At 57.5% G+C, this 26,182-nt stretch carries 21 protein-coding genes; 8 read left to right on the forward strand and 13 right to left on the reverse strand.

Going from position 1 to position 26,182, the window contains the following annotated elements; translation table 11 throughout:
• From VFE46_18270 to VFE46_18280, 3 genes are all read right to left on the reverse strand, one after another.
• The coding region (locus tag VFE46_18270) for a hypothetical protein (GenBank protein HZZ29947.1) at positions 1 to 232 on the reverse strand (232 nt) is incomplete at its 3' end.
• Between the two features lie 417 nt (positions 233 to 649).
• On the reverse strand, positions 650 to 1,105 hold the full coding sequence (locus VFE46_18275) for a ferritin-like domain-containing protein (protein ID HZZ29948.1): 456 nt from the start codon (positions 1,103 to 1,105) through the stop codon (positions 650 to 652).
• 21 nt (positions 1,106 to 1,126) lie between these two features.
• Positions 1,127 to 2,164, reverse strand: a complete 1,038-nt coding sequence (locus tag VFE46_18280; protein ID HZZ29949.1) for a HEAT repeat domain-containing protein — start codon at positions 2,162 to 2,164, stop codon at positions 1,127 to 1,129.
• 102 nt (positions 2,165 to 2,266) lie between these two features.
• Between VFE46_18280 and VFE46_18285 the strand changes: the two genes are divergently transcribed.
• Positions 2,267 to 2,989 carry a lipoate--protein ligase family protein gene (locus VFE46_18285; protein ID HZZ29950.1) on the forward strand — a complete coding sequence of 241 codons (723 nt, stop codon included), beginning with the start codon at positions 2,267 to 2,269 and terminating at the stop codon, positions 2,987 to 2,989.
• 320 nt (positions 2,990 to 3,309) lie between these two features.
• Complete coding sequence (locus VFE46_18290; GenBank protein HZZ29951.1) at positions 3,310 to 3,543, forward strand: type II toxin-antitoxin system HicB family antitoxin; 234 nt, start codon at positions 3,310 to 3,312, stop codon at positions 3,541 to 3,543.
• A gap of 120 nt (positions 3,544 to 3,663) precedes the next feature.
• Here VFE46_18290 and VFE46_18295 read toward each other — a convergent pair whose 3' ends face one another.
• From VFE46_18295 to VFE46_18310, 4 genes are all read right to left on the reverse strand, one after another.
• On the reverse strand, positions 3,664 to 5,970 hold the full coding sequence (locus VFE46_18295; GenBank protein ID HZZ29952.1) for a hypothetical protein: 2,307 nt from the start codon (positions 5,968 to 5,970) through the stop codon (positions 3,664 to 3,666).
• 56 nt (positions 5,971 to 6,026) lie between these two features.
• Positions 6,027 to 8,291 (reverse strand): VWA domain-containing protein, encoded by a 2,265-nt coding sequence (locus VFE46_18300; GenBank protein ID HZZ29953.1) that lies wholly within the window; start codon positions 8,289 to 8,291, stop codon positions 6,027 to 6,029.
• 236 nt (positions 8,292 to 8,527) lie between these two features.
• The gene (locus tag VFE46_18305) at positions 8,528 to 9,424 is read right to left on the reverse strand and encodes a DUF58 domain-containing protein (protein ID HZZ29954.1); all 897 of its coding nucleotides are present in this window, start codon (positions 9,422 to 9,424) and stop codon (positions 8,528 to 8,530) included.
• Between the two features lie 66 nt (positions 9,425 to 9,490).
• Entirely contained in the window at positions 9,491 to 10,483 is a 993-nt protein-coding gene (locus tag VFE46_18310; protein ID HZZ29955.1) for a MoxR family ATPase, read from the reverse strand.
• A gap of 242 nt (positions 10,484 to 10,725) precedes the next feature.
• Between VFE46_18310 and VFE46_18315 the strand changes: the two genes are divergently transcribed.
• The gene (locus tag VFE46_18315) at positions 10,726 to 13,125 is read left to right on the forward strand and encodes a DUF4159 domain-containing protein (protein HZZ29956.1); all 2,400 of its coding nucleotides are present in this window, start codon (positions 10,726 to 10,728) and stop codon (positions 13,123 to 13,125) included.
• A gap of 37 nt (positions 13,126 to 13,162) precedes the next feature.
• Here the strand turns inward: VFE46_18315 and VFE46_18320 are convergent, their stop codons facing one another.
• Together VFE46_18320 and VFE46_18325 are read right to left on the reverse strand one after the other, a co-directional pair.
• Positions 13,163 to 13,519 carry a DUF1634 domain-containing protein gene (locus tag VFE46_18320; GenBank protein ID HZZ29957.1) on the reverse strand — a complete coding sequence of 119 codons (357 nt, stop codon included), beginning with the start codon at positions 13,517 to 13,519 and terminating at the stop codon, positions 13,163 to 13,165.
• Between the two features lie 13 nt (positions 13,520 to 13,532).
• Positions 13,533 to 14,399, reverse strand: a complete 867-nt coding sequence (locus VFE46_18325; GenBank protein HZZ29958.1) for a sulfite exporter TauE/SafE family protein — start codon at positions 14,397 to 14,399, stop codon at positions 13,533 to 13,535.
• A 513-nt stretch (positions 14,400 to 14,912) separates the two neighbouring features.
• Here VFE46_18325 and VFE46_18330 point away from each other — a divergent pair.
• Positions 14,913 to 17,645 carry a hypothetical protein gene (locus VFE46_18330; protein ID HZZ29959.1) on the forward strand — a complete coding sequence of 911 codons (2,733 nt, stop codon included), beginning with the start codon at positions 14,913 to 14,915 and terminating at the stop codon, positions 17,643 to 17,645.
• A gap of 104 nt (positions 17,646 to 17,749) precedes the next feature.
• Entirely contained in the window at positions 17,750 to 18,151 is a 402-nt protein-coding gene (locus tag VFE46_18335; GenBank protein ID HZZ29960.1) for a diacylglycerol kinase, read from the forward strand.
• Between the two features lie 9 nt (positions 18,152 to 18,160).
• On the opposite strand, the gene larC is transcribed toward VFE46_18335, so the two are convergent.
• On the reverse strand, positions 18,161 to 19,351 hold the full coding sequence (gene larC, locus VFE46_18340) for a nickel pincer cofactor biosynthesis protein LarC (protein ID HZZ29961.1): 1,191 nt from the start codon (positions 19,349 to 19,351) through the stop codon (positions 18,161 to 18,163).
• 213 nt (positions 19,352 to 19,564) lie between these two features.
• Between larC and VFE46_18345 the strand changes: the two genes are divergently transcribed.
• The gene (locus VFE46_18345; protein ID HZZ29962.1) at positions 19,565 to 19,933 is read left to right on the forward strand and encodes a nucleotide pyrophosphohydrolase; all 369 of its coding nucleotides are present in this window, start codon (positions 19,565 to 19,567) and stop codon (positions 19,931 to 19,933) included.
• A 78-nt stretch (positions 19,934 to 20,011) separates the two neighbouring features.
• On the opposite strand, the gene VFE46_18350 is transcribed toward VFE46_18345, so the two are convergent.
• The 3 genes from VFE46_18350 to rlmN form a co-directional block, all read right to left on the reverse strand.
• Entirely contained in the window at positions 20,012 to 22,576 is a 2,565-nt protein-coding gene (locus VFE46_18350; GenBank protein HZZ29963.1) for a hypothetical protein, read from the reverse strand.
• 391 nt (positions 22,577 to 22,967) lie between these two features.
• Positions 22,968 to 23,330 (reverse strand): cupin domain-containing protein, encoded by a 363-nt coding sequence (locus VFE46_18355; GenBank protein HZZ29964.1) that lies wholly within the window; start codon positions 23,328 to 23,330, stop codon positions 22,968 to 22,970.
• Between the two features lie 14 nt (positions 23,331 to 23,344).
• Positions 23,345 to 24,427, reverse strand: coding sequence for a 23S rRNA (adenine(2503)-C(2))-methyltransferase RlmN (gene rlmN / locus VFE46_18360; GenBank protein ID HZZ29965.1), 1,083 nt, complete (start codon positions 24,425 to 24,427; stop codon positions 23,345 to 23,347).
• A gap of 93 nt (positions 24,428 to 24,520) precedes the next feature.
• Here rlmN and VFE46_18365 point away from each other — a divergent pair, with 93 nt between their 5' ends.
• Entirely contained in the window at positions 24,521 to 25,807 is a 1,287-nt protein-coding gene (locus VFE46_18365; protein ID HZZ29966.1) for a M20/M25/M40 family metallo-hydrolase, read from the forward strand.
• A gap of 13 nt (positions 25,808 to 25,820) precedes the next feature.
• Positions 25,821 to 26,123: a (2Fe-2S)-binding protein gene (locus VFE46_18370; protein ID HZZ29967.1), complete on the forward strand. Its 303-nt coding sequence runs from the start codon at positions 25,821 to 25,823 to the stop codon at positions 26,121 to 26,123.
• Positions 26,124 to 26,182: the final 59 nt, after the last annotated feature.

Genomic DNA, 26,182 nt, shown 5'->3' on the forward strand with positions numbered 1-26,182 from the left:
CCGGCCGATACGAAGTCACTTTACGGTCCTGGTAAATGGTTTGCGTATCGATGCGATACGCGGTGACTTGGCGTTCGTCGTACACCGTTTGATAAGTCAAGCGGTAGGCGGTTTCCGTGCAGACGCCGCACGTGGAGCAGCCACCGCAGGCGCCGCATCCATCGGCATGGGAAGCAATCGCGCCGGTCGCCGCGGCGACCAACAACATCGTGAAGGGGGCGAGTTTGTTCATGGATTGGGTCACTTCCTGTTTGCAAAAACTACAAGCGCAGCCACGCAAAACGGGTCCGTCGCGCGTGCGCGCACCATACACACGAATTTGGCGGACAAATGCGCGCTATGCAAATGCGAAAAGCAAAAGTCGTGCCCAAAAGCCAATGCCAGCAATGACTTCAGTTCAATCAGATTTTTTGAAGTTCCTGCACGCTTTCGCCGACCTCAAAACGGTGGTCCGTCGCGCAAAGTGCTGGCCGGGCTGCTTTTGACGAAGGCTCTTTTCCTAACCGGCAAAGCTTAACAAATTCGCCTGCGCACGATGCAATAAAAAGCTATGTTTTCGCTGGCGCATTTTATTTACGCGAGCGCCCGAGTGACACAGTCGGGCTATGTTCAAATTGCGCCACCGCCCATTACTCATCGCTTAGCCGCATCACGATTTCTTGTATTCCTTCAAAAATCCTTTGAACAGAATCAAGTGTTCTTCTTCATCGCCCAAGAGTGTGACGCACATGTCTTGCGTCACGTAGTCGTCCCCTTCGGTCGCCTGAATAATTTTCCGGTACTGCTTGCACGCGGCGTCTTCCGCTTCAATGACTGCTTCAATCACGGCGATGACGTCGGTCGTGTCTTCACCGGGTTGCTTTTGATTTCCCAGCTTCACGCCTTTTGAGCCGGGCGTTAATCCGCCCAGTTGCTTGATGCGCTGCGCCAATTGTGTGGCGTGGCCAATTTCGGCGGTGATGTCGGCGGCCAATGATTTTTTAATTTCTTCCGCTCGCACACCGTCCAAATTTGTGCTGTTGGCGATGTAATTTATCACCGTTTCCAACTCCATGGAATAGGCGGTCTTCAATAACTCGATCACTTCCGCGCGGCTGGCTGCCATAATTTGAATCTCCCAGAAAAATTACTTTGTGGCGGTTGTAGATTTTGCTTCTTCTGCCGGCGGCCGCGCTTGCCGCCGCGCCAGTTTTTCGCGCACAGCGACCGCAGCGGCCCGGACGTCGGGAATGTTCGATTTCGTCAATCGCTCCACGAGCACTTGCGCTTGGCTCAAATCGATCGTCGAGTTTTGATCGGCCAACTTCGCCAGGGCCTGCAAGCCCGCGATGTTGACCAGAGCCGTTTTTTCTTGCCGATTTTCCGGCGACTCCCCCTCCGTGGCCAAACGCTGATCGGCATCAAGCATTTCCAACAGGCCGGGCAGCGCCGCCTTGTCTCCCCGGCGGGCTAATCCCGTGGCCGCGTTAAAGCGAGCATCGGCGTGCGGATCGTCCAGCATTTGCGTCAGCCGGGCCGTGGTTTCCGGATCGTCAATGATCCCCAGGGCAAAGGCGCTTTCCGTTCGCAAATTGTCGTTGTCGGATTTGGAAACAGCCAACAAAGTGGCCATTAAATCTGCGTGGTTCCAGCCGGGCTTGGCTTCGTTCAAATTAGCCGCCAGCGTTGCCAAGCCCTGAACGGCGGCGCGCTGCACATCCATTTCCGCATCCGAGCGCTGCGTGGTCGCGGCCACTAGCAGCGGCGACAGGGCCGCTTCGACTTGAAATTCGCCCAGGGCCCGGCACAAATACACGCGCAAATTGATGGAGCGCTCGTCCGTGTTGGCGGCGGTGATTTCGTCCGTCAGAATTTGGCCTAAATCGGCAACGACCGTAGAATCTTTCTTCAATTCGTCGCCGGCCGAGCTGTGCAGCACGCCGGCCAAGTTGACCGCCGCCTGCCAGCGAACTTCGTTATTGCCCCGCAGCTTTTTGACATACTCCCGCGGATCGTTCCCCATTTGTGCCAGCCAGTGGAACAACAGCCACACGACGACAATAATGGCGACAATCAGCCCGGGAATCAGAAATAGCTGCACCAGAAAGCCGGCGCTGGGGGGTTCCACCGGCGGCAACGCATCGTCGGACGAAAGGGAATTAGGCGGTGGCTTGATATCGGACATGATGTGATCGCACAGAATGACGCGCTAAGACATGTAAGTCTAGGGACCAAAGATCGCTCGTCAACCCAGGATTGAACCGAACTCCACTACGCTTGAATTACCGTGCGATTACTCGACCTCACCCTCAACACTCCGCAAGAGAATTTGGCGCTGGACGAGGCGCTATTAGATGCTGCGGAAGCCAGCTCCAACGAGAGCCGAGAAGTGCTGCGGCTGTGGGAACCGCGCCAAGGGATGCTTGTGGCCGGCAGTTCCTCGCGCTTGGCCGATGAAGTAAACCTCAACGCTTGCGCCGCGCGCGGCGTGCCGGTGCTGCGGCGTGCCAGCGGCGGAGCGACGATTTTAACCGGCCCGGGCTGCCTGATGTATGCCGTGGTATTGAGTTATGAACTGCGACCCGACTTGCGGCCCATTGATCAGGCACATTCGTTCGTGCTGGGGACCATTGCCGCGGCCTTGGGTAAAAACATCTCCGGTGTCTCTCGCGCCGGCATCAGCGATTTAGTGCTCGGGGAGAAAAAATTCTCCGGCAATAGTTTACGCTGCAAACGCGGTCACTTTTTGTATCACGGCACTCTGCTGTACCGCTTCCCGTTGGAGGAAATTAGCTCGCTGTTGAAGATGCCGTCGCGCCAGCCGGCCTATCGTGAACATCGCAACCACGCCGATTTTCTCACGAATCTGCCGCTGGGCGCCCCTGCTTTGCGGCAAGCCCTGATAACCGCTTTCTCCGCAACAGAAGATTGCCCGAATTGGCCCCGCTCCCTCACCGACCAACTTGTGGCCGAAAAATATAGCAACCGTGAATGGAACGAGCGGCTGTGATCCCGGTGCGTATTTTGGAAACTGCAAATCGGGTAAATTTATCATGTATGGTGGATTGACCATACAAAACAAGAATGCGTGCAGGTAATGACTAAGCGTGATAAGCTTATAGTTAGGATGTAAAGCAGTCCAAACAGCATCCGCTACGCCGAGGTTCATACCTTGTTGCGGCAAGAGGGTTTTGTTTTGTTTAACCAACGCGGCAGCCATTGCACGTATCATCGTCAGGACGGCCGATTGCTAACGCTTGTAAAACCGTACGGACGACACAAGACTTGTCACCCTGCCGACATCAAAAAACTTTTGAAGGCACTCGATTTATGACCACGATGCACGAATATCGCGGCTATGTATTCACGATTCATTATCAAGCCAACGATCCGGCCTACACGGTCGACTTCTCCGACTTTCCCGACATCATTACCAGTGGCTCCACGCTTTCGGAAGCTTTCGCCCACGCCTGCGAAGCATTGGATTTGCACTTGGAAAGCCTGCAAAAACTGGGCTTACCCATTCCACCGGCCAAACACCGCCTAATCGTCGAATCCGCCTGAAGTTATGTTTTCCGTATTCAACTTATCAAAAACGGCTGCTCAGAAAGGTAAGTCAGAGCTGGTCGTGTGATCTTCGGCGATCAGCACTACCAGTTTCTGAATCTTGAACTCTGGTCCCCTCTACACCCAGCCCCAGCGTTTGCGTAGATACCATTCGACGCACAACAGCCCGACAATCAACAAGAAAAACGGCGGGCTGTCCCAGGGGGTGAACTTGGTTTCGGTGGCTACTTCCCGATCGCGCGGGTGCTCCTTGATGTGTTTGAGCAGCGTGGGCAGCTGCTCCGGGGCGATGGCTTCGCCGCCGCTTTCGGCCGTCAGCTTGGCCAAGCTGGCCATCAGTTCCGGCCGGGCGGCGGCATTTTCCAATTCCAAATCTTGCTCGAAAACCACGAACCGCGCTTTGGTTTCGCCGAGTGGGGCGCCGTCTTTGGTCGCCTGCACCGAAATGGAATAATCGCCCGGCTCGATCACATCGCGCAACTGGCCCACGTATTGATCGGCCTGGTGCGCCAGAGGAATGGGCCGCTTGACGCCGTCGTGCGAAATGAGGGTGGCAGTGAACGTGGCGCCGACAATGGGTTCCCCTTCCGCGGTGCGCGCGCCGGTGGAAAAATCGATTCGGGCGGCCGGCGGAAAATGTCGCTGGGCCAGCTTGAGCCACACCTTTTGCTCGTCGGTGTCTTCTTTTTTTGCCAGCCACAATACTACCTGCCGCCAGAAGCGTTTATGTTCGCGCTGGAAGCCCTGCATGAACCACCGCCAGGTGGAATCGCCGGCGAACGCCAACACTCGGCCATCGCCAGGCTCGGCGGCCACCAACAGCGGTTGGCCAGCGGCGGTATCGGCCAGCGGCCGGGCGGCGGGCTTTAACGCTTCGAACTTATTGGCTCCGTCCAGCGGCGGTAATTTTTCCCAGACGGCGCGATTTTGCTCGGGACTTGCCAACCGCATCGGCGGCTCGTATCCAAAACGCTGATCGGGCAGCATTTGCACGCCGGTCTTATTTGGACCCACGCCATTGGGCACCGGCCGGGGCTTCAAATGCAAATCTTCGCGAATGGGGGCGTCAAAATCTTGTCGAGAAAGTTGATCGACCGACCGCACCGCCAGCGGCAACACATCGGCCAGGGCCGTTTTCTGATAACCGCCCCCCCAAAAACTATGGAACCCGCCGAGCATGATCAGCCCGGCTCCATGCAGCACGTCGTTGCGCAACAATTCCAAATCTTCGGGCCGGAAGACGGACGAATCTAAATCGCCGAGAATATACACGTTGTATTTTCCCTGCGCCAAGCGATCGGCCATGTTGATGGGCCAGTGGCTGCGCTCGCGCTTGTCGAAGTAGACAAAGTCCACCTTAATGTCCGGCGACATCTCCAGCGAGCGCTTAATAAAAGTGAGCTCTGATCGAGGCTCGCCTTCCAAATACAGCACGTTCAGCCCGCCGTCTAGCACATTTACAAACGTGCTGAGCTCGTTATTGGTGGTAATTCGCTCGCCGGGTTGCGGCTCGGCTCGGAGCGTAATTTTGCGCTCGCCGGGCGTTTGCGGAATGTACGAAAGGTCGAATTTAATTTGCTCGCCGTTTTGATTGGCGCGCAGCATGGTGGAGGCGACCGGCTCCATTTTTCCTGGGCTGGTTTCAAACAGCACTTGCACGGGAATCGGCTGATTGACCAGCCCCGTCACGCGGGCGGTGCCGCCAATGCTCAGCTCGTTTTTGATGAACACGCTGGGGCTAACCACCAAATCGGTAATGGCCACGTCGCGCGATTGCGTGGCCGCGCGGTCCTGGCCGAAGGTAATGGTGTACAAGGGCGCGGGCAGGTCATTCAACCGTCGGGCCGGCAATTGCGGCTGCAAATCTCGCGGAGCGTAGGACTGCTGGGCGCCGTCGGAAAGCAAAATGACGCCGGCCAGCCGCTTGCCGCTTTCGCGCCGCAGCACATCGTCCAGTGCGGAGCCGATGGCCGTTTCCGAGCCGTCGGCTGCTTTTCCCAAGTCGAGCTTGCCATGCGCGAACTCGAGCGGGGTGACCTCGCGATCGAACACGTAAACCTTCACTTCCAAGTTTTCTCCCATGTTCGACAGTTGCGGGAGCGATTGGGCAATGGTTTCGTGCACGGCGTCCCAGCGTGTGCGGTCGCCAAAGGCATCTTCGGTTTGCATGCTTTTGGAACGATCAACCAGCAGCACCAACGTGGCGGGGCGCTCGCGGATTTGGGTGTAAATTCGCGTGGGGCGCAAGAGCGCAGCAATGACGAGTAAAAACACGACCAGCCGCAAAGCGACAAGCGTCCAACGGCGCACCGGGCTCATTCGCCGCATTTGCGGATTGGTGAGCATCATCACCACCAGCATTACGGCCGCAGTCGCCGTGACCAGGCCGTAACCACCCACCGGATTGCAAGTCCATCCGTTCATGAACGCAGCGCGCCCTAAGAGACGCGGCTAAAAAATTCGATCCTTGTTTCAAACATTCAGGCAGCGCCGACTGTTTCTTGTTCGGGCTTGGTTCCGGTCTCCTCAGCAATGATGGCGGCCGTGGCTGCTTTGCGCTGGGCGGTTTGCTCGGTTTGGGCATCACGGCGATAAAACTTGTTGGCCAGCAAATGCTCCATCCCCAGGGCAATTGCCACGAGCAAAATCAACAGCGGATACAACTCCCGGCCTGTGCGGCCGAGGCTTACATCGCGTTCGATTTCGTCCTGGCCGCGCGACAAATGGAAGCGATCTTTACCCAACAGTGCGGTTAAATCGTCTTTGGATAGCAGCGTTAAATCGGTGCTCACGGCCGGCACATTCACGCTGAATCCGCGCCGCACACCCCCTTCGGTGCCGCCGGAACGAAGCAAATAATTTCCCACGGCGCCGGTGGCGGTAATGGTCATGAGGCCCGATTTTTGATCGACCGCCTGGGGATACTCTTCACCATTGGGCGCCCGCAGTGAAAAGATCAGTTGCCGCTGATTTTCCGGAACTCGCAGGGTGACGGTTTCCCCGGCCTGGTAATTCAAGCGTTCTTCGCCGCTGCCTACCAAGTACAGCAGCATTTCGTTGGAAAGCATGACAAACGGCCAGGGCTCGCTCCCCAGCGGCAGCAAGTTCCACAAGTCGGCCTCGGTAGCTTCGTCGGAAATGGGCGTGGTGAACAGCAGCACGCGCCCTTTGCCTACGCTGCGCTCCAACAACGCCGCCTGGCCATTGCTGTACGAAAGCACGGTGTTAACCCCTTCGGCCAAGTCTGACAATTGCCAGTGCGACCAAACGGTGAACGCATCCCAGGGCACGCCGCCAGCCACGCTGCGAAATTTCGCCAACAGCGGGTGCTGGTAATCTTGCGGCGCCAGAAAAGCATCTTGTCTGCGCCACACCCGGGCCAATTTTCCGGGCATCAATTTTTGCGCCGAGGGGGTGTTAAAGTTATCGACCGATGCGCCTTTGGCCTCGGCATTGCGGCCCAGCCAAACGGACAGGCCACCGCCATGTTCGACATACGTCGTGAGCGATTGCCACACCGTGTCGGCCAGCGGCGGCGGATCGAGCAAGCAAACCGCCGCGTAATCGTCCAGCGCCGGAGCGTTGGGAGCAGACAAATCTGCAAAGGGAATTACGATACATTCAAATCGGGCCTGGCCTGTGCGGCGGAACGTGGCGGGCGCCAGCGCTTCGGTCAGAAACACGGCATGCCGCTCGGCGGGCTGGGGCGCAACGATCAACACTTTCCACGGCGGCCGAACGTCGACGGTAAAATAGCGGGCGTCATCGGTGGGCAAATTATCCTCGCCGTCAATGTGCACGAAGCCTTGATGCGTGCCTTCTTCCAGGCCGGCAATTTGGAATTCGATGGGTTGCGGCTGATCGACCGCCGGCTTCACCGTGGCTTGCTCTCGCCGCTGAAACTTGCCGGCGGAATCAATGATCTCCAGGGCCACGCTGCTTTCGTTCGGCTCGCGGCCAGTGACCAACAAGTTGGTTTCCAAGTGCAGCGGCGTATTTTTGGCCAGGGTGTCGGCCGAAAGCCGCAAATCGCCCAGCGATAAATTTTGCGGATCGGCAATTCCCACATCGATTAAGTACAACGCCACGTCGGTTTTTTCGGCTAATTGATTTCGCAGCCGCTGAGCGGAATCAGCCGACCACGCGGCACGGCCCAAATCAGTGAACACGTAAATTTCCTTGCGGCCTTTGCTGCTTTCGCTAACCAAACGCAGCGCTTCCTCACACAAGCCAGGAAGCGGTTGAGCGGCGGCGTTGATGCTGAGCCGGCCCAAGCGCTGCTTGGCGGCGGCCGGATCGATCGAAAAGGCGGCACTGGCGGTGCGCGAATCGATAATTGCCACGTCGCTTTCCGCCGGCAGCTTGGCCATTACCCGCTCGGCCGCTTCCCGCGCCACCTCCAATCGCGTTTGATTTTGGAGCCGGTATTCCATCCGTGGCGAAGTGTCGAACACCAGCGCGGCGGCAACCGGCGCTTCTTGATCGCCTAGCAAGCCGGCCGATTGCAAGCTGGGGCGCGACAACGCCAGGGCCAGCAGTACAATGGCACCACAACGCAATAACAACAGCAATAAATGCCGAAACTTCAGCCGCCGCTTGTTGGCATCGTTGCGCTGGCGAATAAACTGCAGCGCGGGAAACAATAAACGCTTGGGCTGCTGCCGCATGACCAAATGCAGCACAATCGGCGCCGCCACCAGCACGGCTCCCGCAAGCATCAGGGGCGTCAAAAATGTCAGACTCATTTACTTGCTACGCTGCTTTGTTTACCACAGAGGACGCAGAGGATCGCGGAGAAAGAAATTAATAATGAAACCAGGAAGTTAGGAATACAGGAATAAACAATCGCTAGAATTTATTGAACTCTGTTTTCTCCGGACGAAATATATTAATCAGAAATTTTATTCCTGGTTTCTTGGCTTCCTCATTTACTCGTCTTTCTCCGTGATCCTCTGTGTCCTTCGTGGTAATTCAAAAGATTTCAGTGCCGGCTCCGGCGGCTGAGCAGATACTCCGTGAGGGCGCGGTCGAATTGCATGCTGGTATCCAGCGGCACGTAATCGACGCCCAATTGAAAACAGTGGCGGCGATAACGCTCGCGGAATTCCCGCATGGCGCCGATGTACTCGGCCTGGAAATTGTCGGCATCCACTTGCAGCCGATCATCGGTTTCGGGCTCTTCGAATTCGATCACGCCGTCGAACGGAAAGTTCACTTCGGCTTCGTCCAAAATGTGAAACAAAATGACATCGTGCCCCCGGTGCCGCAGCCGACCCAGTGCCGAAAAAACCGGTTCCGGGTCGGTCAGCAAATCGGAAAACAGCATCACCAGGCTGCGATGCCGGAGCATGGCGGCAATTTGAATCAGGCTGTGGGCGATGTTCGTTTTTCCTTCAGGCTGCAACTTGGCCAACAGCGACAACACTTGCCCAATTTGGGTCCGCTTGCTTTTGGCAGGCAGGCTGGCGCGAATTTGCTCGTCGAAGGTGATTAAGCCAACCGGGTCTTGCTGATGAACCATCAACCAGCACAAGGCCGCGGCCAGGCAAACGCCGTATTCGAACTTCGTAAGCTCCTGGCGGTAGGTGTAGCCCATCGAGCGGCTGAGATCCATCACCAGATAACCGGTGATGTTGGTTTCCGCTTCAAATTTTTTAATGTAATACTTGTCGGTTTTGGCATACACCAGCCAATCGATGTCGTCCGGGTCGTCGCCCGGCGTGTATTTGCGATGCTCGCTGAACTCGACCGAAAAGCCGTGGAACGGGCTGGCGTGCAGGCCTTGCAAAAAGCCGCGCACAATGAATTGCGCCCGTAAGTCGAGCCGCGAAATTTGGCGTACGACTTCCGGCTTCAGATATTTTTCGACGGTGGACATGAAGCAGCGTTCCAACCCGGCGGCTTTTGCCGTCCACCAACGACGACCAAGTCGTCGGCTTGGATACTAGCGTTTTTCGTATTTGGGGATTTCAGGCTCGGGAATTTCTTTCAGCAGGCGCAACACGACGGCTTCGCTGCTCATGCCCTCGGCCTGGGCTTGAAAATTAGTGCTTAAGCGATGCCGCAGGACGGGAACAGCGATTTTTTTTACGTCGTCAATGGCCACGCTGAAGCGCCCTTCCATGGCAGCCAGCGCTTTGCCGCCTTGAATTAAAAACTGGCCGGCGCGCGGGCCGGCGCCCCAATCGACCAGGTCGCGGATAAACTCGGGGGCGGAGGCATCCTTGGGGCGCGTGGCCCGGACCAGCCGTGCCACATATTTGACGATGTACTCGCTCACCGCCACGCTGCCTACCAATTTCTGCAAATTCACAATGGCCTTGCCGCTGAGCACTTTGCGAACTTCCGGCTTTTCGTTGCGGGTGGTGAAGCTGAGAATTTGCTCCTCTTCGCTGGCCGTGGGGTAATCGACTTTGATGTTGAACATGAACCGGTCAAGCTGCGCTTCGGGAAGCGGATACGTTCCTTCCTGCTCGATGGGGTTTTGCGTGGCGATCACAAAAAACGGTTCCGGCAGCGGATGCGTGATTTGTCCGATGGAGACTTCCCGTTCCTGCATGGCCTGCAACAACGCGGCCTGTGTTTTTGGCGGCGTGCGGTTGACTTCGTCGGCCAGCAAAATGTTGGTGAAAATGGGGCCGTCGACAAAGCGGAAATTGCGGCGGCCGTTTTCGTCTTCTTCCAGCACGTTTGTGCCGGTAATGTCGCTGGGCATGAGGTCGGGCGTAAATTGAATACGCTTGAACTGCACATCCAGAATTCGCGCCACAGTGCTGACCATCAATGTTTTTGCCAAGCCCGGCACGCCTTCCAGCAGACAATGCCCGCGCGTGAAAATGGCGGCGAACATTTGCTCGATGACCTCGTTTTGCCCGATGATGATTTTTTGCAGCTCTTCCTGCATCAACCGCCGATGATGGCTGAACTCTTGCAAAATGTCTCCCAGGCTGCGCGACTTCGCGCCGGCAGCAGGAGGCGTGGCGGTGGATGCGGTGGTCGATTCTGAGGGCATAATTGCAGACCTTCATCGCTAGCAAGTGGCACGCGGCGGGCTCATTCTCTCATCGTATAACCCCGACCGCATTCAAGCAACGTAAACCGGCGGTTTATTGCGGCCGTAAGTTAAAGAGTCTACAATGGTTGTGTAACGCTTCGGCTTTAGCAAAGGATGCGTTTGTCATGAAGCGATGCCCGGCGTGCTGGTGGTTTCCGTTAGTATCAATTCTGCTGATTTTGCGGCCCGCCTGTGCCGACGACGCGCCGGGGGAAATTACGGCAGGCCAAGTGCGCACCGCCATCGAACGGGGCATTACCTACCTCAAAGGCACCCAAAATCAAAACGGCGCGTGGAACGATTACATCGGCAACACCGGCGGCGTCACCGCCCTGTGCACTTTGGCGCTGTTGAATGCCGGCGTGCCGGTAAATGATCCACAAATTGAGCGGGCGCTAGATTATCTGCGCAGCTTGCCGCCGGATAAGACGTACGTCGTTTCGCTGCAAACCATGGTGCTGTGCCTGGCGGAGCCGAAGAAAGATTTGCTCCTCATTCGCCGCAACGTGCAGTGGCTGGAGCAACTGCAAAATGCCAACGGCTCGTGGACGTACTCGCAAGGCTTGGGCATGGGCGATCCGTCCAATTCGCAGTTTGCACTGCTGGCGCTGTACGAGGCGGAACGGGTGGGCGTGCCAGTGACCGAACGCACCTGGAATTTGGCCCTCCAATACTGGCTGCGGCTGCAAAACAACGACGGCTCCTGGCCCTATGAAGGGCAAGGCGCCCCCGGCCGAGGCAGCATGACCTGCGCCGGCATTACCTCGGTATTCATTGCGTCCGGACGTTTAAACTCCGGCGATGCTGAAGTTACGCCGCAAGGTTTGAAGTGTTGCGGGCAGCGCGGCAACAATCCGGCCGTTAAAGCCATGGAGGATGGCCTGACGTGGCTGGGCAACAATTTTTCGGTGCAAATTAATCCCGGGCCGCCGCAAGTGCAGCGCATTTGGAATTTGTATTATTTGTACGCGGTGGAGCGCGTGGGCCGGATGACATCGCACCGGTTTTTTATCAGCCGCGGCACGAACCAGCATTACGATTGGTACCGCATGGGCGCCGAATATCTGGTCGCCAAGCAAGACGTGCTTTCGGGCTATTGGAAAGGCATGGGCCATGCCGAAGACGACCCGCGCATTGCCACAAGCTTTGCGCTATTGTTTTTAGCTAAAGGCCGGCGACCGATATTGATTTCCAAAGCCCGATACGGCAACGACAACGACTGGGCCCGGCATCGCTCCGACCTGGCAAATTTGACGACGTACGTCGAAACGAAATGGAAAAAAGATTTTCCGCTAGGATTGTCATGGCAAATTGTCGATTTGGCCGATGCCACGCTCGACGATTTGCTGCAAACGCCGGTGTTGTACCTCAGCGGCAGCAAAGATCCGGAATTGCTCGATCAGGCCCAAAAGCTGCGCGAATACATCGATCGGGGCGGTTTCATTTTCGCCGAAGCCTGCTGCACGGATAGCGAAGGGTTCGACACGGGCTTTCGCGCTCTCGTCGATAAAATTTTTGAAGAGCCGGAATACCGATTGAAGCCCGTGCCGCCGGAACATCCGCTGTGGACTGCCGAAGAACCGGTGCGGCCGGCGCTGCGCCCCAACTTGTGGAGCGTCGATTACGGCTGCCGCACCAGCGTGGTGTACGTGGCTCCACCGGAACCCAACAAAGGCGATTTGCCTAACGGCCTTTCGTGCTACTGGGAAATTGCTGCCGGCCGAGATCGCAAGCTGAACGCGGTGATTCAGGAGCAGCTCAACGCAGCGCTTTCGATGGGCATTAACGTGCTGGCCTACGCCACCAATCGGGCGCTAAAAAGCAAGGACGAAAATTTCCAGCTCGCCGATCAAAATCCGAAGGAGGAAGATACCTTCGAGCGCGGCAAACGCTACGTGGCCAACCTCCGGCATCCCGGCGGTTGCGACGCCGCGCCGGGGGCTTTGCCCGGACTCTTGCGGGCTGCCAATCGCGAATTGAAGGCCCGCTTCAGCCCGGAGCAGCGGCAGGTGCAAATTACCGATCCCGATTTATTCAACTACGACGTGCTGTTCATGCACGGCCGGGCGAATTTTCGCTTGACCGACGAGGAAAAGAAAGCGCTGCACAAGTATTTGGAGCGGGGCACGCTGATTGCCGATTCGATTTGCGCCAACCGCGATTTCACCGCCTCCTTCCGCCGCGAAATCAACGATTTGTTCGCCGATCAGGGAATCAAGCTGGAGCCGATTCCGGCCAATCATCCGATGTTTTCGACAGAATTCGGCGGCTACGATTTGTCGCAGGTCACGCGCCGGGTACCGCAAAGTCGGGCGGCGGATGGCCCGTTGCAAGCCAAAACACACCACGGTGCGCCGGAATTGGAAGGGCTAAAAATCGGCGATCGTTACGCGGTGATTTTCTCGCCGTACGATTTGAGCTGCGCGCTGGAAAAGCACGACTCGCTCGAATGCGAAGGGTACACCAAGGACGATGCGGAACGCATTGGCCTGAATTTGCTGCTGTACGCCACCTTTGAGTTTTAAGCGCGGCGCACGCGCCAGTGGTCCGTTCCCGCTCTGGCTAGCCGATGCTCAAATAAATGCTGAGCAGGAGCAAGCAAAACACGGTCATTGCGATGAGCGCCATCCGCTGTTCTCGACGCACGGCCCAACCGATCGCCAAGACAATGACGCGCACCACCGGCGTAAGCACCAGCGCGAAAATTCCCAATTCCATCCAAGCCACGCCGTTGCCTTCGGCCGCCATGTGCAAAAGATCAGGCAATTTGGTAACGAGCGCTTCCGGCCGGGGTTGATGTTTGATCATCGCCACCAGCAGTCCGGCCAGCATCAGCAAGCCACTAATGACCAAGCCGGTCAACAAGCATAGATGGACGGCTCGCGCCAAACGGTCTACCGGCTCATGCTGATTGTTCATGATGGTTTGCTCCTCATCCCAGTGCGCGCACGAACATTTGCACAGATACGGCAACTAACAAGACGGCGAAAAGACGCTTGACAAATTTTCCGTGCAGCGCTGGCCCAATTCGCGAGCCGATGGCCGAGCCCGCAATGACGCCCAGTACAATTGCCGCCGTGGTGGCAGGGCGCACCTCGCCACGGCCGAAATACAAAAACGCGCTGGCTGCGGCCGTTACGCCAATCATAAAATTGGAAGTAGCCGCCGCCGCTTGAATTGGCACCCGGCAAGCCAGGTGAAGGGCGGGAACTTTGAACACGCCGCCGCCGATGCCTAACAAACCGGATAAATTTCCTGCGACAAACGAAATACCCAGCCCAGCCCACAAACGCTGCACTTGATAAACCACGTTGCGGCCTCGGCGCGGATCAAAATAGCGACCGGCCAACAGCGCGGAACGTTCCCGGTGGTTAGCCGAGGTTGATTTCAATTCATCGGTTGTTGGGGAAGCGTCACCCACATTTTCTGTTACTCCGCGCCACATCAACACCGCGGTCGGCAACAGCACGATGGCAAATAAAATCTCTAGCGCCGTCGGCGGGAGCCAGCCGGCCGTCAAACCGCCGGTGATGGCCCCCAGCGACGTGGCAATTTCCAACGTCATTCCCAGGCGCATGTTGGCTGTGCCACGTTCTACATTCACGCTGGCAACGGCGGTGGAAGTGGCCACGACCGAAACAATGCTGGTCGCCACGGCATAGTGCATGGGAACACCAAACGCCAGGAGCAACAGCGGGATCAAAAAAACGCCGCCGCCGGTTCCCAAAATCGCTCCCAGCACGCCGGTTCCCAATCCGGCCGCGATCATAAATCCGACATTCGTAGGCGTGGCGTACATGCTAACTTGGCGGCCACCGTTTGTAGTGGCTAACCGCGATGCTGGCGATGAAGGCAAAATCTTGGTTGGGGCTCCCAATTGTAACTCGTTGTGTAAAAAATACTTAGGTCATGCTATCGGCGGCCGTTTCCGGCTTGACCATTTCGTGAATTTGGACCTATAATCCGCCCCGCTTTTCGCAAGGTAAAGTCTCATCTCGCAAGGGTTTTCGTCTTTTCCAGCAGATCGAGTTTTAACAGCCGTCGGCGCGAGCGCGCGCACGCTGAGCATTGGGGCGCGATGTTTGCACATCGGGCCGCTTGCTCATCTGCTTCGCAATCGCGCAGGACAAGGATCACTTTTCTGAACGTGCGTTTCACCGCTCTTGTTGTGCGGACCGCTTTCCGCGCGCAGTTCTCTGTGCGCGAGCCTGGTGCTGTTGCGCGCGGCTGTCGCTTCCGATGGGCACATTTGCTGGCGCTTGTATTCTTGGCTGTAATCACCGCACTGCTTACTCGCGCCGCAAGCGCGCAAATGCCGCAGCCAAATGCGCAGGGAGTGCTTCCAGCCCCGCCAGTGTTTCTACCCCAAACTATTCCGCCGGCAGCGGCGCCGCAAGCAACTTCACCGCCATTGACTTCACCACTGCAATTCGGCGCGCCACAGCCGTCGACAACGCAGCCCACCATGGCCGCACCGCCGCTATCGATGCCCCCGCCTTCAATGCTGCCGCCATCCACGCTGCCGACCGATGCACCGCCGCCGGTGAACACGCGCCGCGTTCGGATCGTCCCACGCAGCGACGTGCCGGTGCAAATCGATTCGGTACCCCGCGGAAACGAAACCGTGGTCACAATCACCAACGGCGTGAACATTCTGATCGATGGCTTGCCCAACGTTGGCGGGCAACTAGGGCTAACCAGCTCCATCGATGTCTCGGCCGATCGCATGGTTTTGTGGACCGCCGGCGATTTCGGCACCACCATGATGCAACAGCAAAACGCACCGCTGGAACTGTATTTGGAGGGGAACATCGTGTTCCGCGAGGGAGACCGCGTGTTGCAAGCCAAAGCTTTTTACTACAACGTAAACTTGCGCAACGGCGTGAGCTTAGATTCCGAACTGCTGACGCCCGTGCCGAAATCTGAAGGATTAGTGCGGCTCAAAGCCCAAGTGCTGCGGCAGGTTGATGCCAATCGCTTCGTCGCCCAAAACGCCAGCCTAACGACCAGCCGATTGGGCATTCCCACGTATGAATTCCGCTCGGGCAATCTCACGCTGCAAGACGAGCAAGTGCCGCTGATCAATCCATTCACCGGCCAGCCCGAAATCAATCCGCAAACCAACGAGCCCATCACCGAACACGAACAGCTTGTGACCGGACAAAATAACGTGATTTGGGTGGAAGGCGTGCCAGTGTTCTACTGGCCGTACTTCGCCGGCGACCTGAAGCGTCCGCCGCTGTATGTGAATGCTCTCACGTATCGCCACGACGATGTATTCGGAAACCAGGTATTGGTCGATTTCAATCCTTACGAAATTTTGGGGTTCCGTCATCCGCCAGTGGGCACTAGCTGGACTGCAAGCTTAGATTACCTGAGCCTGCGCGGCCTGGGAGGCGGCACAAAGTTTAGCTTCGACCGGCCCGGTCTGTTGGTAAACGGCGACCAGGCTGCCGGCTTTATCGACGCTTGGTACATCGACGATCACGGCTCCGATAACTTGGGTTTAGATCGCCGCGATCTTACTTTCCCACAAGCAGGGCGGGGCCGCACTCTATCGCGATTGGAGGAAGATTTACCCGACGACTGGCAAGTGCGGCTGGAAGTTGGCGAAGTGACCGACCGCAACTTCCTGGAACAGTACTATCAACAGGAATGGGAAGAACAAAAAGATCAGGTGGATCGCCTGGGCTTGCGGAAAACGTGGGATAACATGTCGCTTGAATTAAGCGCGTCGGCCAATGCCGATCCGTTCTTCACGCAGACCGAAAATCTGCCCAAGCTCGATCATTACTGGCTGGGCCAACCGCTGCTGGACGATACCTTCACCTGGTACGAGCACACCAACGTCGGTTACTTGCGGCAGGATCAGGTGAACGAACCGACCGATCCGATCGATAAATCGCAGTTCAATTTCTTGCCGTACGACGTCGATGCCCACGGCCTGCGGGCAGCCACCCGGAACGAATTCGATTTACCGTTCCAAGCGGGCCCGGTCAAAATTGTTCCCTATGCTTTGGGCGAGGTGGCATACTGGGGCGCCGGTCAATTCGATCCCACCACCAGCGACGTGACGGGCAGCCTCGATCGGGCTTATGGCCAATTTGGCTTGCGAGCCACGCTTCCCATGTGGTCGGTCAATCCGGCCATTCAAAGCGAGCTGTGGAATGTGAACGGCGTGGCGCACAAAGTGGTGTTTGGCGGCGAGTTTTTGTACGCCAACGCCACGGGGAACGATTTAGGAAAAATTCCCATTTACGACGAGATCGACGACAACAACATTCAAGCCATCAGGCGGCGATTGGCGTTTGAAGATTATCCGGCGATTGCGCCGCCGCCGCTCACACCGTTTCAAGTGCCGTTGCAATTTGATGAGCGATTTTACGCCCTGCGGCGCGACGTGATGGGTTGGGTTACCGGCCCCACCGAAATCGCCGGCGACGTGACGGAAATCAAATTAGACATCGACCAGCGTTGGCAAACCAAGCGCGGCATTCCGGGCCAGGAACACGTGGTCGATTGGATTGCACTGGATACGGACTTTGAAATCTTTCCCGACCCCACGCAAAACTTCGGCAGCGCGGCAGGCCTGCTCGATTACGACTTCCATTGGTTTGTTGGCGATCGGCTGACGGTCGTTTCCTATGGCGGGTACGATTTCTTCAGCGACGGCCAGCGTTACACCACGGTGGGCGGTTTCATCAGCCGACCGCCCCGAGGCAGCTTTTACCTCGGCTTCAGCGATTACGAAGGGCCCATCGCCAGCGACGTGTTCACCGCCAGCTACACGTACCGCATGACGCAAAAATGGCTGTCCACTTTGGGCACGTCGTTCGATATTCGCAATCAAGGCAACATTGGCGAAAACATTCGCCTAACGCGCGTAGGGGAATCGTTCCTGTTCACCATGGCGGTCAACGTCGACGTAAGCCGCGGCAACGTCGGCTTTAGCGTGGCGCTGGTGCCGCGTTTCTTAGGACATGACCCATCGGTCACCCGCGGCACCATCGATGTGCCCCCCGCCGGCTTGTATGGGCTAGAGTAGAGAATGCCGAATGGCTAATGACGGATGACGAATGCCGAGGCTAGAATTCGGACTGCCGCCATTCCTCACGTTCTGGAAATCCCCCTACAACATGGCCCAGAGAAATGCCCGCCGATAACTTGTCCGGCACTCGCTCGCCGACGCCGCGCACCTGGTACGAAAAATTCCGCGATGCTTTTCGCGGAGTGCGCAGCGGCATGCGCGGACAAAGCAGTTTTCAGGTCCACATTGCCGTGGCCGTGGCGGTAATTGTTGCCGGCTGCGCGCTGCGGGTTGAGCTGTGGCAATGGTGCGTGTTGCTCTTGTGCATTGGAGGAGTGCTGACGGCGGAAATGGTGAACTCCGCATTAGAGCACCTGGCCAAGGCAGTCGATGAGCAGCGCAACCCGCACCTGGGCGATGCATTGGACACGGGGAGCGCTGCCGTGCTGTTCGCTTCGCTGGCGGCGGCCGTGGTCGGCGCGATTATATTGCTCAGCCGGGTGATTGCGCTTCTCAAGGGATGAGGCACGGTTCTAAGTGGGCGGTGTAAACCCGCGCACCGCCGCTTCAAAGACACTCCGCAGCGCGACGCCGTGCTGCTGGGCAACCTGGCGGCAAGATTCGTACTCGGGCGAAAATCGCAGTTCGCCGCCGGGCAAGGTGGCGAGCAAGCCGTCGATTGGTCCGAAAGGCGTCGTTACCTGGTGCCGCCGGCGGGCCAGCTTTCGGCGGTTCACGCTGACGCGGCGAATTCCCAGCGTCGTGGTCTCTCGAAAAACAATGGCTTCCAGCCACTCGCTATCGGCCGGTGAGCATAAGACGCTGAGCAACACACCGGGCCGATTTTTTTTCATCTGGATGCCGCACGAGAATACATCCAGCGCGCCGGCCGCAAATAGCTGCGCCATGCAGTGGCCGACGACCTCGCCGCTGACATCATCCAAATTCGTTTCCAACAGGCACAGCGTTTCCGCTTGGACCGAGTCGAAGCCAACGTGAACAGCTTCTGCCGCATCGCCGAGCAACACCCGCAATAAATTCGGCTGCTCCTCCAAATCGCGCGTGCCAGCGCCGTAACCGATTTTTTTGACGGTCATGGCCGGGGGTGGCCCAAACCGTTCCGCCAGTGCTGCCAGAACCGCGGCGCCGGTCGGCGTGGTCAATTCGACCGCTACGAGACTTTCGGCCAGCGGAATGCCGGTTAACAATTCGGCAGTAGCAGGAGCAGGAATACTGCAACGGCCGTGGGCAATAGTGATAAAACCGTGGCCCGTGGGAACGGGCGAGGCTTCGATCCGCTCGATTCCCAAATGGTCCAGTGCGATGGCCGTGCCCACGATATCGGCAATGGAGTCGATGGCTCCCACCTCGTGGAAATGCACTTTGCGAATTTCCATGCCATGCACTTTGGCCTCGGCTTCGCCCAGGCGATTGAAAATTCGCTTAGCGAAATCCTTGGCGCGGGGCGAAATTGCGCCGCCGTCAATCATGTCCACAATCTGATGCAAATGCCGGTGCTTCTGCTCCGGCTCGTGCTGAATTTCGATTTTCAGGCCGCGAAATCCTTGCCGCCGCACTTCGCTGGCGGTGATATTCACCCCCGGCAAGCCCAACGAAGCCACGCCCGATTGAATCGCCGCTAGTTCGGCGCCGGCATCGACCAATGCGCCCAGCAACATATCGCCGGCGATGCCGCTGGCACAATCGAAGTAAGCAATTCGCATGTTTGATCAGCCGACGCTCAGGGGGCACCGCTCTTGACAACTTGGCCCAATCCGGGGAACACAATGGTAATGGCTGGGCACCGATGAACTCAGGTATAACAAATAATTTCGAGCGGGCAAACGGCGGCAGCCATGGCGATTGTCCCTCGTAGCAAGCGATCATGCATTTGCGTCCCCTGATTTTCCACTCCAAATTTTCCCACCGATTCCACCATGCACGATGAAGTTACTACGGTTTCCGAGCTGCGGACGCTGATTGCCAACTTTGTGGCGGCGCGCGAATGGCAGCAGTTTCACTCACCAAAGAATCTTTCGATGTCGCTGGCCATTGAGGCGGCCGAGCTCATGGAGCATTTTCAATGGCTGACCATCGAGCAATCGCGGGCTGTGGCCAGCGAGCCGGAAAAATTAGGCGAAGTCGCCGATGAGCTGGCCGACATTTTGTGCTACAGCCTGGCGCTGGCCAATGAATTGAAAATCGACATTTCGGAAGCGATTCGCAACAAAATGGTAAAGAACGAGCGCAAATACCCCGCGGCAGAATTCCGTGGCCGCTACGGTTTGGAAGATAAGCAGCAATGAGAACCGATTCGGACGATGATTCGTTTGCCGCTTAGCAATTATCTACTGGCGACTTCGCGAATCCAATTCCAGAAATTTCTAGCGCTGCGCCGTCGCTGGATTTTGCATGGCGCTCGCCGGAGGACTTTCATCTCGCTCGGGGCCCAGCGCCAGGCCAATCCAGCCGTCTTCAACCACGCACTGGGTAATGCTTAGGCCGGCTAACCGGGGGCTGTCAGCGATCATTTCCGGAACTAGCTCGAACGAGCGTTCCCGCGGGAATAATTTACTGAATGCTCCACGCAGAGCTACTTCGGGTTGTCCTTTATAATTGTCGCCGCCCAATTCAATGGCTCCTTGGCGGACCAAGCGGACATGCAAATCTTCGATTTGCGGCTCGTAGTTGATGGTGACCGCGAAGTCATTCCAGCGCCGGGCCTTTTGCTCCAGTTCCTCGACGGCCAAGGTCAATTGCACCAATCCATTCTGGCAGCGCACGCGGACCGGATCTTTGGCCGCAAAGGTAATGTGGACATCGGCCGACAAATCGCCCGGGGGTTCGGTTTGGTCCCAACTTAGCCGCTCGGCAACATGCCGATACAATTCCGGCAAGGTAAAGGTGCGGCCCGCGAGCTGCAGTTGATCCAAAATATTGTTCAACGCCGATTCGTGCATTTGGGCGCTGGCCAAACTATCGGAAAATGCTTGCGGCCGAGCCGAGCAGCCGCCCAACTGATTTTGCCCGGCAATTCGCAGCCGCAGCGTCAATCGCTGCTGGGAAGTTTCCAGCGAAATTGGCTCGGGCGACAAACTTAATTTGGCCAAGGGATCGAATAGACTCTTTCGCACGGCCCCTTCGGCTTCGGTGAAATGTGCTTTCACTTCGGCGTTCACTTGCTGGCTGGCCTGTGTGGCGACTTTCTCATCGGTTTCTTCCTCAGCCACGCCTAGCAGGGCATTATGCTGCGACACAGCCATCCGGCGGGCCAGCGAACCGAACAGGGGAATGTTGTCGTAATCGGTGCGAACGCCGGTCAATTGAGTATCGGTATTGGCTTCGGTGGCTGCATTGGCGATCCACAAGCCGCGCCGATCGACCAGCACCGCCTTGTGCACGACAAAGCTCGATCGGCCATTGTTGTTGAATGTTGCCGGTCCGCTGGTCGATTCCGTGCTGGAATCAACGGTGCCTTGCGCGTCGATCCACATGTGCAGCCGCAGCGGATCGGGAATTAGTTTCACTAGCAATTGCGAATTGGTGGTGGAGGTGCCGTTGACCGAGGCGCCCAAAATGGTGTCGTTCACCACGCCCTTGGCGGTCGGCTGATCGGGCGCCAAGCGATTGAGCAATTCGCCCGAAATGGCAATTCGCAGGTTGGCGTTGCGATAGTGCTCATCCAATTGCAAAGCCAACTGGCGATTTTGTTCGCTCGGCGACCAATCTAATTGCCGCAAATTCACCGCGACGGTTCGGGCATCGCTGGGCAGGCCGCTCGTTTCGTAATGCTCCAAGTTCGTCAACACCTGGCGCACGTCGACCGATTCGTCCCCCCAAGTCCGCAGTTGTTCGGCCAAGGCCAACAGGGTGCGATCTTGCAGCACGTTCCGTTGGGCAGCGGTGGGCTGCGGCGGCTGCAGACGGGCCAGAACTTGCCGGGCAATTTGGCGCGCCTGCTCGGTGGAAATGTTTTGATTGGCGTCTGTTAACTTCGAGACCTCGTCCAAATTTAAATAGCTGCGCCAGGCGTCGGCATAGGAAATCGAGCAGATAAAATCATCGGCCGCCTCCAACGCTTGATTTAACCGTTGTTGTTGCACCTCCAGCGAAGGCACATCGGCATAGACGGCCGCTTGTTCGTCAGCCGGAAAGGCCACATTCCACAGCGCCAAGCGGCGGATCAACGCATAACGCGCTCGGCGGAATTCCGAGGCAGCATTGGCAGATTTCAACTTGCCATCGAGCTTTTCCGCCTGTTTGGCCAGGCTTTCCAATTGGTCGACAATGGCACTGGCGCGTTGCGGAGCCCCGGGCGAAGTTTGGCACAACGCCAGACACTGCTGCTTTACCTCGGCGGCCCAAGTGGAACATTCGCCGTATTGCGACAGCCGATCGAGTTGCGCAAGCAAGCTATTGGGCATCGGCCAATTTGCCTCAGCCGCCGCATCGGTCGCTTCTTGCGGCACCCGCCCCGCTTGCTGACCACGGAAAGCGCCATCATCGGGAGTTGCTTCGCCGGCAACCGACACGGCGTTGCTTTCGTGATGCAAATACCGGAGTGGATCGAAATGCCGTAAATCGGCAATTTTCTTCGCCACCGTTTCCGCCCAGGGGGCAATTAATTCGCTGGTCGAAACGTTAAACTCGTTTGTCGAAACGTTATTTGAAGCTTGGGTGTCGGCGGCGACGGTGTCTGCCGAATTGGTCCAGTCGGAATCTCCGCGAGATGCCATGGCAAGGGGCGCGCCGAACGAATCGCTCGTCGCATGCAAAGTCGCCACTTCGCTGCCGAGGTCTCGATGCCGGACCTGGGCTCGATGGTTCAGAGGCCGCAAACCGTTGTCTTGAGTTTCTTGCCAGCCCTGAGGCACCGCCAGGCTCAGCAAAAATAGAACGGTCAAAACCAGCAGATAGGGCCACAATGGGCTGTGCTGGTTGGAATTCATGTGGGTCATCCGTTACGCCGCCTGACAATAGCTTGGGCGTTCGTTGTTGCCCGGCGCCAAAAATCCATACACCGACGCCAGAACGCCTTAACCTTTAAATCGGAAAACGATAGCACCGCAATCGACAGAGAATCGAGCGATTCGCCGAGTTTGAAAGTCCGAACTTTCCGAAAATTCGCGACACGTAAAAACAGACTGCCAGGCCATGCCGAATGCGACGATTTCGCAGGCCAGCCGCGCACGGGTTAAGTTGGAGCGGGAGAAAAGCTTGCTTGGCCCTAGAACAAATCCATCCTGCGGCCTTGGTAAGATATGCCGAATGTGACAATCGCATCAAACCCAAACCGCAAGCGAAATGCAGACCTTTGTCGATCCGCATGGGTCCCGGGACTCATTCCACGAGCACGGTGTCTTCGTGTTCGTAAGCGGGCGCACACGTGCATAAGAACACCAGCGGCTCGTGCCCAGAGTTGAAAACGGTATGAATCGCGCCCGGCGGAATTGCAATGGCATCGCCGGGTCCGACCGTTTTGTGTTCCGCATCAATCGTCATTTGCGCCTGGCCGTGAAGAATGTAATAAATTTCTTCCGTCAAGCGATGAAAGTGCGGAGCTGTGCGAGCGCCGGGCGCAACGCGGGCCTCGGCCAGGCTTTGGTTGACAATGCACGAATTGCGATGGGCCAATAGCTCGCGAATTTCCGAGCCGTCTTTGGTAATGAACGCCTCGACTTGCTGCAAGTTTTTTACGTCCATGGCTTGCTCCGTTTCTAAACAACCATTTGAATGGCGCGGCGCAACTGCCCGCAGGCAGCGTTGATTTCGTCTCCCTTGCGCTCGCGGATTTGCGCGTTCAAGCCGGCCTGCTCCAGCGTGGTTACAAATTGCTGTACTGCTTTTTGGGTCGGCGCGTGATACGGCAGGCCGGGCACTGCGTTGTAGGGAATCAAATTGACTAAAGCTAAGCGGCCGCGCAGTAATTGGGCCAGTTCGCAGGCGTGTTCCGGCTGGTCGTTCAATCCGCCCAGCAGCACGTATTCAAACGTGAGCCGCCGGCCGGAAGCTTCAAAATAACGGTCCGCCGCCGCCACGATTGCCGATAAGCCGATGTTTTTGTTTACCGGCACCAGTTGATTTCGCAATTCGTCGTTGGGCGCATGGAGCGAAACGGCCAGTTGAAAGCGGGAATCGAGTTCTGCCAACCGATCCATGGCCGGCGGCAAGCCGACGGTAGAAATCGTGATTCGCCGGTGGCTTATTCCCAGGCCGGTGGGACTGGTCGCTTCGGCCAGCGCCGGCAGCAAACGATCGAGGTTTGCCAGCGGTTCCCCCATTCCCATGACCACAATGTGGCTGAGCCGCTCCCCGGCACTTTCACCCTGTGCATCAGAACCGGCAGGGCTGTCTTTGGGCAGCAGCCGTTGCAAGCGGAGCATTTGCTCAACGATTTCGCCGGCCGTTAAATTGCGCACCACGCCATCCAATCCGCTGGCACAGAAAACGCAGCCCATGGCGCAGCCGACTTGGGAACTAATGCAAATGGTTCGCCGACTCCCATCGCGCAATAGCACGCACTCGATGTGATGACCGTCGGCCAGCCGCAACAGTAGTTTTTCCGTGCCATCGGTCGCCTGATGATGCCGCTCAGTGGTCGTGGTCCAAATCGTAAATTCGGCCGCCAATTGCTGCCGTAGCGGCTTGGGTAAGTTGGTCATGTCGTCGAATGCTTCCGCCCTGCCGGCAAACAGCCATTGCCGAATTTGCTCGGCCCGATACGCCGGCGCGCCGCCAGCCGACTGCGCCAACCAGTGGGGCAGCGTGGCAAATACAACAGGATCGAGAAGGTGCAACATGCTATGATTCGGGTGACGAGGCCCAGCGTTTAGGTTAGGATAGCGGCCCCGGGGCAACAAGCGGCAAACTACATCGATCATTGTATCCGCAACATGGCTGAAAAATCTCAGGTTCGCCGTTCCCGCAAGCGCCGCGCCCCGGCTGGGAAAGCTTCCAAACAAAAGCCAACCGGCGCTTCAGCAGCGGGGCAGCAGGTCGCTACGGACGAAGGCCTGCGTTTGGTAATGCAAATGATGTCGTTGCCGGGACTCAGCGGCCACGAGGGTTTGGTGGCGCAATTCATTATGGATCAATTGCGGCATGCCGGCGCGCCGGAAACAGCGATTCAGCTCGATACCGCCCACCAACGCACGCCGATTGCCGGCGAGGTGGGCAACCTGATTTTGAAATTGCCTGGCACGTTCAAAGCTCCGCGGCGGCTACTGATGGCACACATGGACACCGTGCCGATTTGCCTGGGTTGCAAACCGCTGATCGAAAAGGGCTTTGTTCGTTCCGCCGATGCGAAGACGGGCTTAGGCGCCGACGATCGCGCAGGAGCAACCGCTATTTTGTGCGCCGCCCTGGCAATTTTACGATACAACTTGCCGCATCCGCCGCTCACTTTTTTCTGGCCCATTCAAGAAGAAGTTGGTCTGTACGGTGCGCGACACGCCGACGTGAAGCTGCTCGGCCAGCCGAAACTGGCCTTCAATTGGGATGGCGGCACTCCGGAAAAAGTGACGCTGGGCGCGACCGGCGGTTACCGGATGCAAATTCAAATTGAAGGACTGGCCAGCCACGCCGGCTCCGCGCCCGAACTGGGAGTTAGCGCCATCGCCATCGCCGCTTTGGCCATCAGCCGGCTGCACCAGGAAGGCTGGCACGGAAAAATCGTCAAGGGGAAACAGAGTGGAACCAGCAATGTCGGCGTGATTCAAGGCGGAGCGGCCACCAACGTGGTGACCGAGCAGGTGCAGCTTAAAGCTGAGGCGCGCAGTCACAATCCGAAATTTCGCCAACAAATTGTGCGGGCCATCGAAAGTGCGTTCACTGACGCCGCCAAACAAGTTCGCAGCGCACAAGGAGCGCGCGGCAAAGTGACGTTTGAAGGCCATCTCGATTACGAATCGTTCCAGCTCGACGATGGCGAAGCTTGCGTCGCAGTGGCCGAAGCTGCCCTGCGCGACATGGGCCTCAATCCCGTCCGGGCAATTTCCAACGGCGGCCTGGACGCCAACTGGATGCACGTGCACGGAATACCCACGGTCACGCTCGGCTGCGGGCAAATGAACGCCCATACAACTTCTGAACGGCTCGACATCGCGGCCTTCCATCAGGCCTGCGAAATTGCCTTGCGACTGGCAACGGCGACAGAAAACACAGAGGGTGGAGAGTAGGGGGTAGAGGGTCATGGAACTGGACGACGAACTTTGCCTCTGCTTTCACGTCACGAAGCGAAAAGTACTGAACTTTTTGCATGTAGAAAAGCCGCGGCGCGCGAGTCAAATGAGCGAGTGCTTCGGCGCCGGCACCGGCTGCGGCTGGTGTCGGCCGTATCTGCGCAAACTTTTTGAAGCGGCCCACCAGGAAACCTCTTCAACTGCGGCGGTTGACAATCTCCCGGCCGCTGCCGATTACGCCGCCGGCCGAACTCATTACGTGAAAGCCGGCGGCGGAGTGCCTCCCCCGGGGGCCACGCCCATTGGGAAATAAAAACTGCTGCAAATTGCGGTTATTAGCAGGACACGCCTGCTAGCCGTCTCGCCCTGATT

Source organism: Pirellulales bacterium (genome assembly GCA_035656635.1).
In the GTDB taxonomy this organism is placed as follows: Bacteria; Planctomycetota; Planctomycetia; order Pirellulales; family JADZDJ01; genus DATJYL01.